At 37.4% G+C, this 17057-nt stretch carries 12 protein-coding genes; all 12 read left to right on the forward strand.

What is annotated here, in order from left to right; all coding sequences use genetic code 11:
* Positions 1–8 precede the first annotated feature (8 nt).
* The 12 genes from JJL45_RS04755 (at position 9) to JJL45_RS04810 (ending at position 16718) form a co-directional block, all read left to right on the forward strand.
* On the forward strand, positions 9–1043 hold the full coding sequence (locus JJL45_RS04755) for an SMP-30/gluconolactonase/LRE family protein (protein WP_242521417.1): 1035 nt from the start codon (positions 9–11) through the stop codon (positions 1041–1043).
* A 128-nt stretch (positions 1044–1171) separates the two neighbouring features.
* Positions 1172–3553, forward strand: a complete 2382-nt coding sequence (locus tag JJL45_RS04760) for a beta-galactosidase (protein ID WP_202664311.1) — start codon at positions 1172–1174, stop codon at positions 3551–3553.
* A 28-nt stretch (positions 3554–3581) separates the two neighbouring features.
* Complete coding sequence (locus JJL45_RS04765) at positions 3582–4523, forward strand: family 16 glycosylhydrolase (RefSeq protein WP_202664312.1); 942 nt, start codon at positions 3582–3584, stop codon at positions 4521–4523.
* A gap of 74 nt (positions 4524–4597) precedes the next feature.
* The gene (locus JJL45_RS04770; protein WP_202664313.1) at positions 4598–5926 is read left to right on the forward strand and encodes a hypothetical protein; all 1329 of its coding nucleotides are present in this window, start codon (positions 4598–4600) and stop codon (positions 5924–5926) included.
* A 145-nt stretch (positions 5927–6071) separates the two neighbouring features.
* Positions 6072–7568: a sulfatase gene (locus JJL45_RS04775; RefSeq protein WP_202664314.1), complete on the forward strand. Its 1497-nt coding sequence runs from the start codon at positions 6072–6074 to the stop codon at positions 7566–7568.
* A 170-nt stretch (positions 7569–7738) separates the two neighbouring features.
* Positions 7739–9646 (forward strand): sulfatase-like hydrolase/transferase, encoded by a 1908-nt coding sequence (locus tag JJL45_RS04780; protein ID WP_202664315.1) that lies wholly within the window; start codon positions 7739–7741, stop codon positions 9644–9646.
* 480 nt (positions 9647–10126) lie between these two features.
* The gene (locus JJL45_RS04785; RefSeq protein ID WP_202664316.1) at positions 10127–12172 is read left to right on the forward strand and encodes a transketolase family protein; all 2046 of its coding nucleotides are present in this window, start codon (positions 10127–10129) and stop codon (positions 12170–12172) included.
* Between the two features lie 2 nt (positions 12173–12174).
* On the forward strand, positions 12175–12828 hold the full coding sequence (fsa, locus tag JJL45_RS04790; RefSeq protein WP_202664317.1) for a fructose-6-phosphate aldolase: 654 nt from the start codon (positions 12175–12177) through the stop codon (positions 12826–12828).
* A 239-nt stretch (positions 12829–13067) separates the two neighbouring features.
* A complete protein-coding gene (gene msrB, locus JJL45_RS04795) occupies positions 13068–13520 on the forward strand; it encodes a peptide-methionine (R)-S-oxide reductase MsrB (protein ID WP_202664318.1) in 453 nt (150 codons plus the stop codon).
* Positions 13517–14053 (forward strand): peptide-methionine (S)-S-oxide reductase MsrA, encoded by a 537-nt coding sequence (msrA, locus tag JJL45_RS04800; RefSeq protein WP_202664319.1) that lies wholly within the window; start codon positions 13517–13519, stop codon positions 14051–14053. Before msrB ends, msrA begins: the two co-directional genes overlap by 4 nt.
* Complete coding sequence (locus tag JJL45_RS04805) at positions 14050–15612, forward strand: protein adenylyltransferase SelO (protein WP_202664320.1); 1563 nt, start codon at positions 14050–14052, stop codon at positions 15610–15612. Before msrA ends, JJL45_RS04805 begins: the two co-directional genes overlap by 4 nt.
* Positions 15613–15776: 164 nt before the next feature.
* Positions 15777–16718 (forward strand): aldo/keto reductase, encoded by a 942-nt coding sequence (locus tag JJL45_RS04810; RefSeq protein WP_317191997.1) that lies wholly within the window; start codon positions 15777–15779, stop codon positions 16716–16718.
* Positions 16719–17057 lie beyond the last annotated feature (339 nt).

The raw sequence follows: 17057 nt of genomic DNA on the forward strand, positions 1-17057 counted from the left end.
AAATCACATTGAAAACACTTAAAATCACACTTTGTTTCTTGCTTGTTAGCGCTTTCGCTACACATGTACGTGCTCAAGATAAAAATTTATTAACCGCAAAACTATTTGCTGATTTACCCGATAGTTGCCCGACGCCAGATGCGTTAGATATCGCTCCAGACGGTAGTTTAACACTGTCTTGTCCCAACTATGCCGATAGAAAAAAACCAGGTATTTTAATGCGAATTACTGAAGACGGACAAGTTGAAAAACTCGTAGAAGTTCCTGTTTTAGCCGCTTCGGGCATGTCGAGACCTATGGGGATTGCCTACGATGATGATGGAGGGCTTTATGTTTGCGACAACCAAACCAATAAAGGACGCTTATTAAAATTAACTTTTAAAGAAAATAAACTCAACTCGACCGAAGTTGTTGCTCAAGGTTTCAATTCTATAAACGGGATTCGATACCATAAGGGGTATGTTTATGTTACCCAAACGGCCTTGCCAAAGCTTAAAAAAGATAAGGTTGTTGGAGGTGTTTACCGTTTTAATATTAGCGACCGAAATATTCAGGTGAATAACGATAAATCGGATGCTAATTTAATTTACACTTCCGAAACCCAAAACAAAGACCGCCAAGTGGGGTTAGATGGTTTAGTGTTTAATAAACAAGGCGATTTGTTTGTTGGAAACCTTGGTGATGCTACCATTTATAAGCTTGTTTTAAATGACGAAGGCCAAGTGCAAAAGGAATCGGTTTACGCAAAACTTCCTTTAAATTCAGCTCCAGATGGCATTAATATCGACGCTAAAGGAAATTTATATGTTGCTGGTTTTGCACAAAATCAAATATTTAAAATTGATACCAATAAACAAGTAGAACTATTAGCGCAGTACCCAGATAACGATGGGACAGATGGCGGTCTAGATCAACCAGCCGATCTTATTGTTTACAACGGGAAGCTTATTATTTCTAATTTCGATTTAATGGTGGCAAAAGGGATGTTAAATTCCAAGCACGGTAAACCGTATACCTTGTCATCTATAGATTTAAAGGAATAATGTTTTATTCTAATAAGAACTAAAAAGCAATACAACATAAACTATTCAATCATATAAATTAAAATTATTAATCTAAAACTAAATTTTAATCACCTTAAAAACTAGTTTTAACACACAAATTTACAATCATGGGTATTTTAAAATCTTCACTCTTAAAACTAACTATTGGCTTATGTTTAGTTTTTAATTTTTTCGCTTGCGAGTCGGAAAAAACGTTAGAACAAGAGGCTTTATCTAAAATTGAAACTTTAGAAGGGCTTATGGAAAAAGCAAAAGCCAATTCTATTGATGTGGCTCGTGAAGAAACCACGGTTTGGTTTGCTAAAGAATTTTTGAAATTCGCCAATTGGGACGAAAACAATAAGGAAGCGGTAGAACTTTTGTTTAGTTACGAGCGCTACTATGCCGCAGATAAGGTGAAACTAGCGGAAGAATTACCCGATTTTGAGCGTGGAAAAGTGATTGAAATTTTAGATAAAAGTATAGACGACTTAAACAAAGAGCTTAAAGGTGACATTAAGCGTCGTCCTGTGCATAAAGTAGATTGGCACAATGCTAAAGCTGGCGACAATATGTTTGTAAGCAACGGAAAGCCATCGTTTCCCTACGATTATTTTTCGAAAACGGTAGGGCAGCCATTAACCAATACCGATGTGTATAACGATCACCTTGGTGCGCTTTATCACGGTGGAGAAAATTTGTATCCTGTAGATCACGATCGCGCTATTAATTCCTTTTTGCTGAAAGAAGACGGTACTTTCGATGAAGAACTCATGAAAGAGCTAACCGGTATTCCAGATACCAATATTGGGTTTTTAATCTACTGGTCTATGGGGATTCCAGAATGGATAGAAAAAAGAGAGCCTGAAATTAGAAAAGGAAGATCGTTGTTTACTGGTTTTGATATTGACAATCCATTAGCACGAGATACTTGGGGGAAAATAATTCGTCGAACTGGCGAACTTACTAAGGGTAAAAAAGTTACCGAATTGGGCTATATTTTTGCCAACGAACCACACTGGTATTCCGAAAAGGGACATTGGACGTATCAATATAAAGAAATGAATGGCATTTCTAAATACACCCTAAACAATTTTAGAGATTGGCTAAAAAACAAATACAATAACAACATTAATGCGTTAAATGAAAACTGGGAAACGAGCTTTAAAAATTTTGATGCCGTTGCTATTGAAATTCCAATAGCTAAGACATTACAAGGAAAGCCTATCTGGTTTGATTGGAACCGTTACAACATGCATCGTAGTACTTCTTGGTTTAAATTTATGCAAGATGAATTACATGCGGTTAATCCAGATGCCGATACCCATATCAAACTTTTTCCACGTACGTTTTACGAAGATTCACGTTCGCACGGAATGGATTTTGAAGCGCTTACCGAGCTAACAACCATGATCGGTCACGATGCTAAGGCCTTAGGAGGTCCAAGTATTCGTTCGCATATCAATTCCGATTGGCATAAAAACTACGCTTACAAATGGGATGGGATGGCCATTTTACATGATTTTTTAGAATCGGTTGGTCCAGATAAAATTAATGTGAATTCTGAGTCGCACTTTTTATCTTCAGGGCAGTGGCGCGAATTAGATACACGAACAAGTTACGTGCGTAATGTGTATTGGTTAGCAACCTTAATGGGTATGGATGCCAATATGGGATGGTTCTGGGCGCGTGATCCCGATGGATCGCCAGAAGATCGATTGGAAGGTGAATTGGATTTTTTCGATCCAGGTTTAGGAGGTGCTTTTGCTGGGTCTAACAATCAGCAACCGCACGTAACGAACGAAGTCACTCAGGTGATGTACGATCTTAATGCCTTTTCAGAAGAAATTATCGCGCTTAGAGAACAACCGCGTCCTTTACGTTTATTCTATTCCGAGACATCGGCAATAAACACGCCTAACTACATGACGCAAACGGGAAAACTTTACGAATCTTTGTTTTTTGAAGGTTTGTCGTTAGGTTTTGTAACTAAAAATATCATCGAAAAACAAGACAATGACCTTTGGAATACGGTAGTGGTTTATCAAACGAAATATGTAACCGATGCCGAATTTGCAGCTTTACAGCAATACTTAAACCAAGGCGGAAAAGTAATTTTAGATTCTGAAACGAGTTTGTCGATGAATGAATACGGTAAAAAAAGACAAGAGAAATTACACGCAGGAAACGGGCAACTTATCGTTTTAGAGACCGAAAATGTAGCTGCCATTAAGGAGAAAGCACTTGCTAAAGTAGCCGATGCTATGCCAGAAGTTATTGTAGAATCGGACAACGGACAGGATTTTAAAACCACCATTTCACGTGTTATGAAGCAAAAGGACGGATCGTACCTAGTTAACTTGTTAAACGTTGGGCACGATAGTGCTAAAATTAAGTTGTCATTAAAATCTGGAGCAGGGGTTTCTGTTAAGGATTTAATGACTCAAAACACTATGGAATCTGAATTTAATTTACCTTCCGAAGGGGTGTTGTTATTAGAAGTGAAGTAAAATTGTTATCATTTAAAAAGCTGTTCTTTTGAAAAAAATACATTATAGTATCGCTATTTTAGGGCTGGTAGCCCTAGGTTGCAAAACGAAGTTGGTTTCTCAAAACGAGGGTGTGCAACCTATGTCGGTGGTTGGTACATCCTCCAATTGGGAGCTTGTTAATGATTTGTCTGATGAGTTTAATACAGATGAAATCGATTGGAAAAAATGGTACAAAACCGACAAGTTACCCAATACTACAGGCTGGAAGTGGAACAATGAACAAAATGTGAAACTTGCCAATGGTGTTGCCGAACTAACCATGAGGCATAACGATAATAATCAAGCCGATGGGGAAACCTATTTTAAATCGGGGATTTTAAAATCTAAAGAAACTATGGTTACAGGTTATGTAGAGGCCAGGATTAAGGGAGCGGTAATCGACGTTCCTGGTCCTAAAAATGGTTTCGGGGTGTGTCCTTCATTTTGGTTGTACAGTGATTTTGATAAATCGGTTAAAAACGGAAAAACAATTTACTGTGAAATCGATGTGGTTGAATTGCAGCAGTTCGATTGGCATAATGGGCATCAAGATGATATTCAAGACTCCGATCATAACTTACATTTGGTAAAGATGGAAAAAGGGAAAGGTGTTTGGTATCGTCCTAAAAAACATCCAGAAACACAGCTTAATAAATTTAGAATAGCTGACGACCCTAGTAAAAACTACCATGTTTACGGCTGTGAGGTTAACGAAAAGGAAATTATTTGGTATGTAGATGGTAAAGAAATTGCTAGGAAACCTAATACCGATTGGTATAGACCCATGAATGTCACAGCGTCATTAGGCTTACGACGTCCTTTTGTGAAGTTTTCTAATAATGCGAATCGCGCCGTTAATCCTTTAGAGGATGAAGAGGCTAAAAAACAGCTAGCAGGCATTCCCACCAGTATGTATGTGGATTATATTAGGGTTTGGAAGAAGAAATAATTTGTTAACAATTCCTTACTTTTAAATATCCTTATTAATGCATTTTATAAGGCTTAACCAGATTATCGTTAATTATGAAAAGAAGCGTGCTATTGGGGTTAATTCTAGTGTTACTGCCAATCTATGCCTTTGCGCAACCGTTACAAAGGAAGCTTCCTGAGGATTCTTATTTTTTTAATCCTGATGTGGTAGCGTCCAATACCATGCATTTTCTAAGCCATGGGAATACCAAAATGCTTCAAGCTAGTATCGATGCGCTTTCAAATTCGGGAGGCGGGGTTTTAATCATTGAACCAGGCGTTTATGTGTTAGATCAAATTCATTTAAAATCTAATGTACATATTAAAGTGGCTTCCGGGGTGGTTTTTAAATCAACAGCAACAAACGCGTTATTTAGAGCGGGATATGTCAATAATTTTCAAGAAGTAACCAACTGGAGTGTACAAAGTTTAGATGGAACGGCATTCACTTTCGACTTTTCAAATTACAAGTCTAACGGTAAAATAAGAGCGTTTCAGCTTGGGAATACCAGAAATTTTAAAATATCAGACTTTAAAGTATTAGATAATTTTACCAAGTTTAACGCCATCACCACAGAGGCGGTTGGTGGAGAGCCTGCCTCATTTCCAACTTTTGGTATTGTTGAAAACATAGCGGTGGAACAAGCGCATTATGGCTATGGTGTGGTTCAAGTTCAGGTGGCTCAAAATATATTGTTTCGAAATTTATCGGGAACAGGCGGTGTCACTCTAAGATTAGAGTCAGGCTACAAGGGTTTAGCAGATCGCTATCTTACCGATAAAACTATTGTGATCGACCATATTTATGGAAGACAAATTTCTTGTAAAAACGGAGCACATGCGGTCATGCTTTCCCCACACACGATTCAGCAAGGGATGGTTGATATTAGAGATGTTAACAGTATAAGTTGTGAGGCTGCTGTAGCCATTGGGTTTGGTTTTTTATCAGCTAAAAAAGAGCAGCTTGCTCCGGGATATGAACCCGGAACGTTTTCAGAAGATTCGGTAATAGCTCATGTTTCGGCGACTTTTGGAAATGAAGCCCAGGTTAGAGCCATGCGCTTAAAATTTATTCCTTGTGCTTTGCGAAAACACATAAGTGTAACTAAAAATCCAGATGAAGAATCCTTTAAAGCGCCTTCTTTAGCAGCTGTATATAATTTAGCCGTAGATCAATATGAGTCTTTTAATAATCCTGTTGGAACTTATAAAATTGTTCTACACGATATTAAGCACACTGGTTTTTCTTCAGAAATAAGAAAAGATGGTATTATTGTTAGTAGTACAGAAAATGATTTTGAAAATTGTTCGGCCATAGAAGTTTCAGTATTTATAAAACCTAAAGAAAGAAATACGATCAATCCCTTACAAAAGCAATTTTAAAAGTGGTTTTAAATAGAAATAAAGGCACTCAAATTTTGGTGTTTTAAGATAATTTTGGATGTATTTTAGGTAATTCATGGTAAATCGAATTCAGAAGGCTTAGTTAATTTTGAAACCAAACTATTGTCAAACTCATTAGGATGATATGATTAATCGAAAAAAAACTAGCTTATTAGCGTTTTTGCTTTTAGCTATACTATCTGTTTCATGTAACGGAACAAAAGGGCAGTCTGTAAAAAAGCAAACGCACGAATCCTTAAAAAAGGTAAGTCAGAAACCAAATATTATTTTGGTTATAACCGACGATATGGGCTATGCCGATGTTGGCTTTAATGGTTCTAAAGATTTATTAACGCCAGAAATTGACCAATTAGCACATTCGGGAACAACTTTTTCTTCAGCCTACGTGGCGCATCCGTTTTGTGGGCCAAGTCGAGCAGGATTGTTAACAGGAAGATATCCGCATAAATTTGGGTCACAGTTCAATATTCCTGCTAACAGTCAGGAGCATCTAAAAACAGGAATTCCTAAAAGTGAAACGTTTTTAAGCAAAGAGCTTCAGAATTCAGGTTACTACACGGGAGCTATTGGGAAATGGCACCTAGGGGCGGTTAAAGGGTTTGAACCTCAAGATCGCGGTTTCGATTATTTTTATGGCTTTTTAGGAGGCGGACATAATTACTTTCCAGAACAATATCAAGCGGCTTATAAACGTCAAAAAGAATCGGGGAGCACTCATATTTTTGATTATTTATTGCCTTTACAGCGTCAGCGCGAAGAGGTTAAGGAAACCAAATATTTAACTGATGAGCTCTCTGATGACGCTGTTCGATTTGTGAAAGAAGCTTCAAAGAAAGATGAGCCTTTTTTCCTTTACTTAGCTTACAATGCACCACACACGCCGTTAGAAGCAACAAAGGAAGATATGGCGATGTTCCCTAAAATTAAAGATAAAAACCGCCGCACATATGCTGGTATGGTATATGCCGTAGATAGAGGTGTGGGGCAACTGGTAAAAGCCTTAAAAGAAACAAATGAATACGAAAATACTTTAATAGTATTTTTAAGTGATAATGGCGGGCGCCCAGACAAAGGAGCTAATAATGCACCCTTAAAGGGTAGAAAAGGCGATACCTTTGAAGGCGGATTTCGAGTGCCAATGTTTTTCCATTGGCCAAATTATGTACCTGCTGGTAAAAGCTACGACTACCCGGTATCGGCCTTAGATTTTTATCCTACTTTTTCTGCTCTGGCACAAGCTAACATAGCAACAGATAAACAATTGGACGGAAAGAATATTTGGGACGATGTAGTTTCAGGAACCAATGCACGTCAAGGCGATATGATTTTTGCCATGCGCCACCGTTCTGGGTTTTCCGATGTAGGTGTGCGTCAAAACCAATGGAAAGCTACTAAAGCCTATAGAGCGCCATGGAAATTGTATAATATCGATAAGGATAAAGGGGAGAATAACGATTTAAGTCAGCAGTACCCAGAACAATTACAAAACATGGTCAACGAAGCCGAAAAATGGAGCGACACCCATACCGAACCTTTGTGGTTTGACCCAGAAGCTTTAGAGCAAGTTTGGAGCGATAAGCATATGGCGCAGTTCCCAAATACCTTTACCATTAAAAAGTAAATCCTCAATCATTTTTTATATTTATTTAAGATCGAGGCTGCAAGTATACCTTGTAGCTGTTTTTTTTGTTGATAAAGGGTAAAATATAATAATGATGAGGTAAAAGATTCAAAGTAAGTCATTTTGGTTTCGGTTAGTTTTGACATCACTAAACTAAACCTGATCTATTTATGATAAATTTTACTCTTAGAAAAAATCTTTGTTTTCTAGTTTTTGCACTTTGCCTCAATAGCATATGGGCACAAACTACAAAAGGAAGTCGGCCCAATATTATAGTTATTCTAGCCGACGATTTAGGTTATGCTGATGTTGGCTTTAACCGCGATTCAAATTTTCCTGCAGATTTAGGAATCATTCCAACACCACATATCGACGCTTTAGCCGATCAAGGGGTGGTGCTTACAAACGCGCATGTAGCTCATCCTTTTTGTGGGCCAAGTCGAGCCGCTATTATGTCGGGCGTTATGCCGCATCGTTTGGGTGCACAATATAACCTGCCTAACGATACTACAACGCCTTTAGGGTTGCCAACTAGCGAAATTTTTTTTCCTGAATTATTACAAAATACGGGATATAAAACAGCAGCTTTTGGTAAATGGCATTTAGGTTTTGTTGAAGGCGCACACCAGCCCTTGGATAGAGGATTCGATTACTTTTTCGGCATGTTAGGTGGAGGAAAAGGATATTTTGAAGAAGGTTACGAAGACTCTTATTATAGAAGAGTTGGTAATGGTGTTGCTGTTACCAATGAATACCAAGATCCTTTATGGCGCAATAGAGATTACATTGATAGAAATGAATTTAGTAATGCTCCAGACGAAGATTATTTGACCGATATTCTTACCGATGATGCTATAAGTTATATTAGTACAAATGCAGGTGGCCAAGATCCATTTTTTATGTACTTAGCCTATAATGCACCGCATACACCTTTAGAAGCGCCTTCTGATGAAATAGCTGCTTTTAAAGCTAATAATCCGAATTTTGAGGATTTAATTCGAAATAGCGATTACATGACTACGGCTAATCAAGTAACAAAACATCCTGAGGCAGATAGACCAGCTGTTATCGAACAGTTTGTGCAAGACCGTGTCGTGTATGCTACTATGGTTACTAATATGGATGACAATATCGGACGCTTAATTGCCGAGCTTAAAAAAGACATGTCGGTGTATAATAATACCGTGATCATCTTTTTAAGTGATAATGGCGGTTATACTTATAGTAAAGGCGCTGTTAACTATCCGCTTGCGGCATTAAAAGGCAGTGTGAATGAAGGCGGGCATAAAGTGCCTATGTTTGTGCATTGGCCAAATCAAATTAGTGCTAATGTCACTTATGAACACCAAATTAGTTCCTTGGACCTTTATCCAACTTTAGTGAATTTAGCAGGAGGTGCCGTGCCAAGTGCAAAAACTCTTGATGGTGTAGATTTTATGGATAAGCTTATAGCTGGTGAAGACTCTAGATCTGATGCCCCATTAATAGTCATGAGACCTCAAAATGGTTTTCATAATGGAGGTATTGTTTACGATAAATGGAAAATTGTTAAAACCGGAGGGAATGGTTCGTGGCGTTTATATGATATTTCTACAGACCCTGGTGAAACGACTAATCTTAGAAACTCTGAACCTAATGCTGAACAGATTATTCAGGATATACTAGATAAGTCGGTGGCTATTGTTGCAGATTTTAAAGATGTTAAACCAGCCTGGTATGATAACGATGGCAATGGTAGTGGACATCCACACAGTTTTTTATGGGACGATGGTACTTTGCCAGCCTACGACAAGTTGTTTGAAAGTTCTGATTTAACCTTGGGGGTAAAAGAGATATTAGAATCGCAGTTGAGCATTTTTCCTAATCCAACATCCGATTTTTTTAACCTGAATTTTAATAAGCCGATTAGTAATTTGGAGATTGAGGTATTATCCATGTCTGGAAAAATAGTTAAAAAGGTTAAAGGAACCCAAACCAATTCGCCTAGAGTCAATGTTTCAAATTTAGAAACAGGTATGTATTTAATACGTGTTAAAGCCGATGGCGAAACAGCTATTGAAAAGCTCATGAAACTATAACCAACTAAAAAGTAACAATAAAAAGGTGATTGTAAAGCGTTTTATAAAAAAATAAGTTTGCATTATTAAACTTGTGGGAAGCATTTTATTTTAAAATGTATAAGCGGAGAAAAGGTTCGACTTTTATAGTTGAACCTTTTTTATGGAATTTAAATTCGGTTTTTAAAGGTATAGTTCTCTGGATATCATGAATTCTAATCTTTGATTTAACATTCTTAAAATTCATCGAAAACGCTTTCGTTAATTTTAATTAAATTCTATGGTTTTTTTTAACTCAACCCATTAAAGGTTATATATTTGCAAAAAAATCAATTAAAGTACCCTATTATAAGGAAATAAGAATCCATGTTAATACTTGGTTCTTAGGGCATATTAAGGTGTTAGGTTGAATTTTATGGGATTGGAATTAGTGTTAGTATGCGTTTATTTCTAATGAAAATCTTTAAGCTAAGATTATAATACACAAACTATAATTAAAAAATGAACAAACAAAATGATCAGCAAGCAGCAGATAATATTAGAGCATTAGCTGTTGCTATGGTAGAAAAAGCGAAATCAGGTCACCCAGGTGGCCCTATGGGTGGTGCAGATTTTATGCACATTTTATACTCAGAATTTTTTAATTATGACCCTACAGATATGGAGTGGCCTTTTAGAGACCGTTTCTTTATGGATGCTGGTCACTTGTCTACTTTAATGTATGCACAGTATTACCTATTAGGAAACTATGCTAAAGATGATGTTGCTAATTTCAGACAATGGGGTTCTATCACACCTGGTCACCCAGAAGTTGATGTAAAACGTGGTATTGAAAATACCTCTGGACCTTTAGGGCAAGGACACACGATGGGTGTGGGAGCTGCTATTGGTGCGAAGTTTTTACAAGCTAAATTTGGCGATTGGATGAACCATAAAGTTTATGGATTTATTTCTGATGGTGGTATTCAAGAAGAAGTTTCTCAAGGTGCAGGACGTATTGCTGGACACTTAGGGTTAAGCAACTTTATCATGTTTTTCGATTCTAACGATATCCAGTTATCAACATCTACTGATGAGGTAACTACGGAAGATACGGCTATGAAATACGAGTCTTGGGGATGGAAAGTTGTTACTATCGACGGGCATAACCACGATGAAATTAGAAAAGCTTTAAAAGATGCTAATGCTGAAACTGAAAAACCAACCTTAATTATTGGTAAAACCATTATGGGTAAAGGTTGTGTAACTGCCGATGGTGGTATGTTTGAAGGCTATTGCGAATTACACGGTCAGCCCATTGGAGCTACTGGTGCCGATTACGAAAAAACATTAGAAAATTTAGGTGCAGACGTTAATAATCCATTTGAGATTTATCCTGAAGTAGCCGATTTCTATAAAAATATTATTGCTGAAAAAACAGCCAAAGCTGCTGAAAAGAAAGCAGAAATTAATACGTGGAGAGAAGCTAATCCTGTATTAGCAGAGAAATTGGACTTCTTCTTCTCTGGAGAATTACCAGAATTAGATTTTAATATTCCTCAAAAAGAAGGTTTAGCAACTAGAGCAGCGTCTTCAGCGGTTTTAGGGTACCTTGCGGAAAATGTAGAAAACATGATTGTGTCTTCTGCCGATTTATCAAATTCAGATAAAACCGATGGTTTCTTAAAGAAAACTCACGCGATGAAAAAAGGTGATTTTTCAGGAGCCTTTTTACAAGCTGGTGTTGCCGAGTTAACTATGGCTTGTATCGCAAACGGTTTAGCTTTACACGGTGGTATCATTCCGGTTGTAGCAACATTCTTTGTGTTTTCAGATTATATGAAACCAGCCATTCGTTTGAGTGGTATTCAAGAATTGGGTGTTAAATATGTATGGACTCACGATGCCTTTAGAGTAGGTGAAGATGGTCCAACACACCAACCAATCGAGCAAGAAGCGCAAATTCGTTTACTTGAAAAATTAAAAAACCACAGCGGAAACCCAAGTTTCTTAGCCTTACGTCCTGCCGATTCAGCAGAAACAAACGTGGCTTGGAAAATGGCGTTAGAAAATAAAAATACACCTTCTGGTTTAATCCTTTCTAGACAAGGTATTAAAGATGTTGCTCCTCAAGGAGCATCAAGATATCAAGAGGCTTTAGCTGCCGAAAAAGGTGGGTATTTAGTGAAAGAAGTTGAAAACCCAGATGTGGTGCTTATCGCCAATGGTTCTGAGGTTGCGACTTTAATCGCTGCTGCTGAAATTTTAGAAGCTGAAAAAGGTTTAAAAGTAAACATCGCTTCTGTAATTTCTGAAGGTGTTTTCAGATTACAATCTAAAGCGTACCAAAACAGTGTTATTCCACAAGACAAACCATTATTTGGTTTAACAGCTGGTTTACCGGTGAACTTAGAAGGTCTTGTTGGTGCTAACGGAAAAGTGTTTGGAGTCGATCATTTCGGTTACTCTGCTCCTGCAGGGGTATTGGATGAGAAATTCGGATTCACAGGCGAAAAAGTAAGCAACGAAGTATTAGAATATTTAAAAACAGCATACAAAACTGCATAATTATGAAATTTTTTATTGATACAGCAAACCTTGATGATATCGCTGAAGCACAAGCTTTAGGAGTTTTAGATGGGGTAACAACAAACCCGTCTTTAATGGCGAAAGAAGGTATTACAGGTGCTGAAAATATTTTAGCACACTATACAAAAATCTGTGATATTGTTGAAGGTGATGTAAGTGCCGAGGTAATTTCAACCGATTTTGAAGGTATGGTTAAAGAAGGTGAAGCCCTTGCTGCTTTACACCCACAAATCGTGGTAAAACTTCCTTTAATTGCCGATGGTATTAAAGCTTGTAAATATTTTTCAGATAAAGGCATTAGAACCAACGTAACTTTAGTATTCTCTGCTGGTCAAGCTTTATTGGCTGCAAAAGCAGGTGCTACTTATGTGTCTCCTTTTATTGGTCGTTTAGATGATATTTCTACAGATGGTTTAAACTTTATTGCAGAAATCAGACAGATTTACGATAACTACGGTTTCGAAACTCAAATTTTAGCCGCTTCAGTACGTCACACAATGCACGTTATTGATTGCGCAAAATTAGGATCTGATGTCATGACAGGACCATTATCGTCTATTAAAGGCTTATTAAAACATCCTTTAACCGATATCGGTTTAGCGAAATTCTTAGAAGATTACAAAAAAGGAAATTAGTCCTTTAAAAGTATAAATTTTTAAAGCTTCTCTTTTCAGGATATGTTCTTGAAAAGGGAAGCTTTTTCTTTTTAAGATTTTTATGACCGCCATTGACAGAATAACAGATTCACAGTTTTTGTTTGTAAATTTATAGTCTATTTGAAATGTGGTTTTGGCGTCTTAAAGAAAGTTTTTAGCCTTATTTACGACTATTATCACCTTTGAAACTAATAAATTCTAATGAAACGAGCACTTATATGTTAACATGGAAAGATATTATGCATTTTGCAGTGAATGGTAATCCCGTTCCTAATAAACGCGTTGAAAAAAGCGAAGCCGAATGGCTAGAACAACTAACGCCAGAACAATACAGAATTACAAGGCAAAAAGGCACCGAGCGTGCGCATAGTGGCGATTTGTGTACCGCGTACGATGAAGGCAAATACAATTGTGTGTGTTGCGATGCGCCCCTGTTCGATTCTACTATAAAATTTAGTTCAGGAACCGGTTGGCCAAGTTTTACGCAGCCTATTACCGAGAATGCCATTAAATACGAAAAAGACACCACTTATGGTATGGTACGCGTGGAGGTGATGTGTAATGTATGCGATGCACACTTAGGACATGTTTTTCCTGACGGACCAGAACCTAGCGGATTGCGTTATTGCATCAATTCGGAGTCTATGGTTTTAGAAAAAGAAAAAGTATGAGCAATATACAAGTAGCAACTTTAGGTGGCGGCTGTTTTTGGTGTACCGAAGCGGTTTTTCAGGAAGTAGAAGGGGTTGAAAAAGTAGTCTCTGGATATTCGGGAGGAACTGTGCCTGGGCATCCTACTTATCGGGAGATTTGTTCCGGATTAACAGGACACGCCGAAGTGATTCAAATTACTTTTGATGCTGATGTGATTTCGTATCAAGATATTTTAATCATTTTTATGACCACACACGATCCTACCACTTTAAATCAGCAAGGAGCCGATCGCGGAACGCAATACCGTTCGGTGATTTATTTTCACGATGATAAACAAGAACAAATTGCTAAAAATGTGATCGACGAAATAAGCACCTATTACGAAAACCCTATTGTGACTGAAAATTCACCTTTAAATGTGTTTTATGAAGCTGAAGCTGAACATCAAAATTATTACCGCACGCATCCCACGCAAGGTTATTGTAGTTTTGTAATTACACCAAAACTGACGAAACTTCGAAAATTACATTCGGATAAATTAAAAGCATGAAACTAAATATAAACGACAATTTCACCAAAGAATTACCCGCAGACCCTATTCTGGAAAACAGCAGAAGACAGGTTGAAAAAGCCTGTTTTTCCTATGTGACGCCTAAAAAAACAGCACAACCAGAAATGCTTCATGTGTCTCCTGAAATGCTTGCCAATCTCGGACTTTCAAAAGAAGACAGTAAATCGGAAGCTTTTTTAAAGGTATTTACTGGAAATGAAGTTTTACTAAACACAACTCCATACGCCATGTGTTATGGCGGCTATCAGTTTGGGAATTGGGCTGGGCAATTGGGTGATGGTCGTGCTATAAATTTATGTGAAGTAATTTATAATAATAAAAACTGGGCGTTACAATTAAAAGGATCAGGTGAAACACCTTATTCAAGAACAGCCGACGGTTTGGCAGTATTACGCTCGTCTATTCGTGAGTATTTATGTAGTGAAGCCATGTTTCATTTAGGGGTGCCAACAACCCGAGCTTTGTCTTTGGCCTTATCTGGCGACCAAGTGTTGCGCGATGTGTTGTATAATGGTAATCCCGAATACGAAAAAGGTGCTATCGTTTGTCGAGCCGCCGAGTCATTTTTACGCTTTGGAAACTATCAAATATTCGCTGCAAGACAAGACCATAAAACACTTAAAACTTTAGTCGATTACACCATAAAACATCATTTTTCCCATTTAGGAAATCCTTCGAAAGACACTTATTTGGCATTTTTTAATGAAGTGACTCAGCGTACGCTTGACATGATAATTCACTGGCAACGGGTTGGTTTTGTGCATGGTGTAATGAATACTGATAACATGTCTATTCTAGGGCTAACCATAGATTACGGTCCTTACGGTTGGTTAGAGGGCTTCGATTTTGGGTGGACCCCTAACACCACCGACAGACAGCATAAACGTTACCGTTTTGGTAATCAGCCCAACATGGGGCTTTGGAATTTGTTACAATTGGCCAATGCACTTTATCCGTTAATTGAAGATGTGCCAGCTCTAGAAGCGATATTAAACACCTATCAAACCAATTTTGAAGCGGAGTCCTTAAAGATGATGCGCTCAAAATTAGGATTGTTAGAAGAGTCCGATTCCGATCTTGCATTGATTCAAGATTTAGAAGATGTGTTGCACCTCACGGAAACCGATATGACAATTTTCTTCCGATTGTTAGCCAATTTTAATGCTGAAAAAGCTGATGAAGGTTTCAGCGTAATTTCAGAAGCCTTTTATACGCCTGATACCATTTCCGAAGCGATTAAAACCCGATGGAGCCAATGGTTTCAAAGTTATGCCGAGCGTTTAAAATTGGAGTCTGTTTCTTCTTCAGAAAGGAAAGAAAAAATGAATGGCGTGAATCCGAAATACGTATTACGAAATTACATGGCACAATTAGCTATTGATGATGCCGATAAAGGCGATTATAAATTAATTGACGAATTATTTCAGCTTTTAAAACAGCCTTATGCCGAACAACCTGAATACGAAAAATGGTTTGCCAAACGGCCAGAATGGGCACGTAATAAAGTAGGCTGTTCCATGTTGTCTTGTAGCTCGTAGAATATAATTAATTAAAGACGTGCGTCACCCTGAACTTGTTTCAGGGTCGCATCATCAGGGATTATCATTATGTGATGCTGAAACAAGTTCAGCATGACGTATTATAGCGAAATAGATCATTTGTTAAAATAAAAATAAAAGTCATCAAAACATCAGTTACAAAAATAGGGTTAGGTTTAGCAGCTTTGGGCAGACCAGAATATATAAATATTAGAACAAATCACGATATTGATAAATCGGAAACAGCCTTTAAAAACACGACATTTTCGGTTTTAGATGAAGCCTATAAATTGGGTGTTAGGTATTTTGATACCGCACCATCGTATGGAAAAGGCGAAGCTTTTCTGCAAGAATGGAACACCCTGACTAACCATGAAGATGTTATTTTAGGAACCAAATGGGGGTATACGTATGTGGCCAACTGGCAATTGGGTTACCCTGGTAAGCATGAAATCAAGGAACATTCTTTAGAGAAATTACTGGAGCAATGGGCAGTTTCAAAAAAAATGATTCCCCATTTAAAATATTACCAAGTGCATTCGGCAACTTTTGATAGTGGTATTTTAGAAAATCAAAGTGTTCTAGAAGCATTGTTCCGAATTAAAGAAGACACGGGGCTGCACATCGGCATTACAACGAGTGGTGAAAATCAAAAAAAGGTCATTTCCGAAGCATTAAAAATTGAAGTGAATGGTAATCTTTTATTTGATAGCTTTCAAGTGTCTTATAATGTTCTTGAACAGTCTACATTTGATGTTTTACGCACGCTTATTAGAAGCGGAAAAACGGTAATTATTAAAGAAGCTTTGGCTAATGGACGTGTTTTTGAAAGTGAAAACTTCCCGAAATATAAAGTAGCTTATACACTTTTAAATAAGTTAGCAGATAAATACGACGTTGGAGTCGATGCCATGGCTTTGCGTTTTGTTATGGATAGCTTGCAGCCAGATTATGTGCTTAGTGGAGCCTCGAATGTAACCCAATTGAAAGAAAATTTAAAAGCGAATGCTTTTGAGCTAGAAGATGCCGATGTAAAGGCCTTAAAAGCACTAGCGGTTTCTCCAGGTTTTTATTGGCAGGAGCGAAGCGAATTAGACTGGAATTAAAGCGTGATTGTGTTTTAATGATAAATCTCATGGTTGATAATACCAAAAAATATGGTGTTTGGCGTTAGGCCCTTCAATAAATCGTAGTAATTTTTAATTTTGAACGATTTCAATAAGTAAACCTTCTATGAAGTTTACTGAGTTTGGTCTACGTTAATTCATAGTGCTGGTCTATAGAGGGTTAAATGTGTTATTATGATGAATGTCATGTTAGGAAATAACAAGATTTGTTGTAGTTTTAAGCGATAAGAGCGTTTTTGAATTCATTTAAAAACTAATTTTCAAGAATCTGTTAGCAAAACATTCTAATAGCCGCCTATTATTTAATAGATTTACTGC

This window comes from Tamlana sp. s12, assembly GCF_016767215.1.
Classification (GTDB): Bacteria; Bacteroidota; Bacteroidia; order Flavobacteriales; family Flavobacteriaceae; genus Pseudotamlana; species Pseudotamlana agarivorans.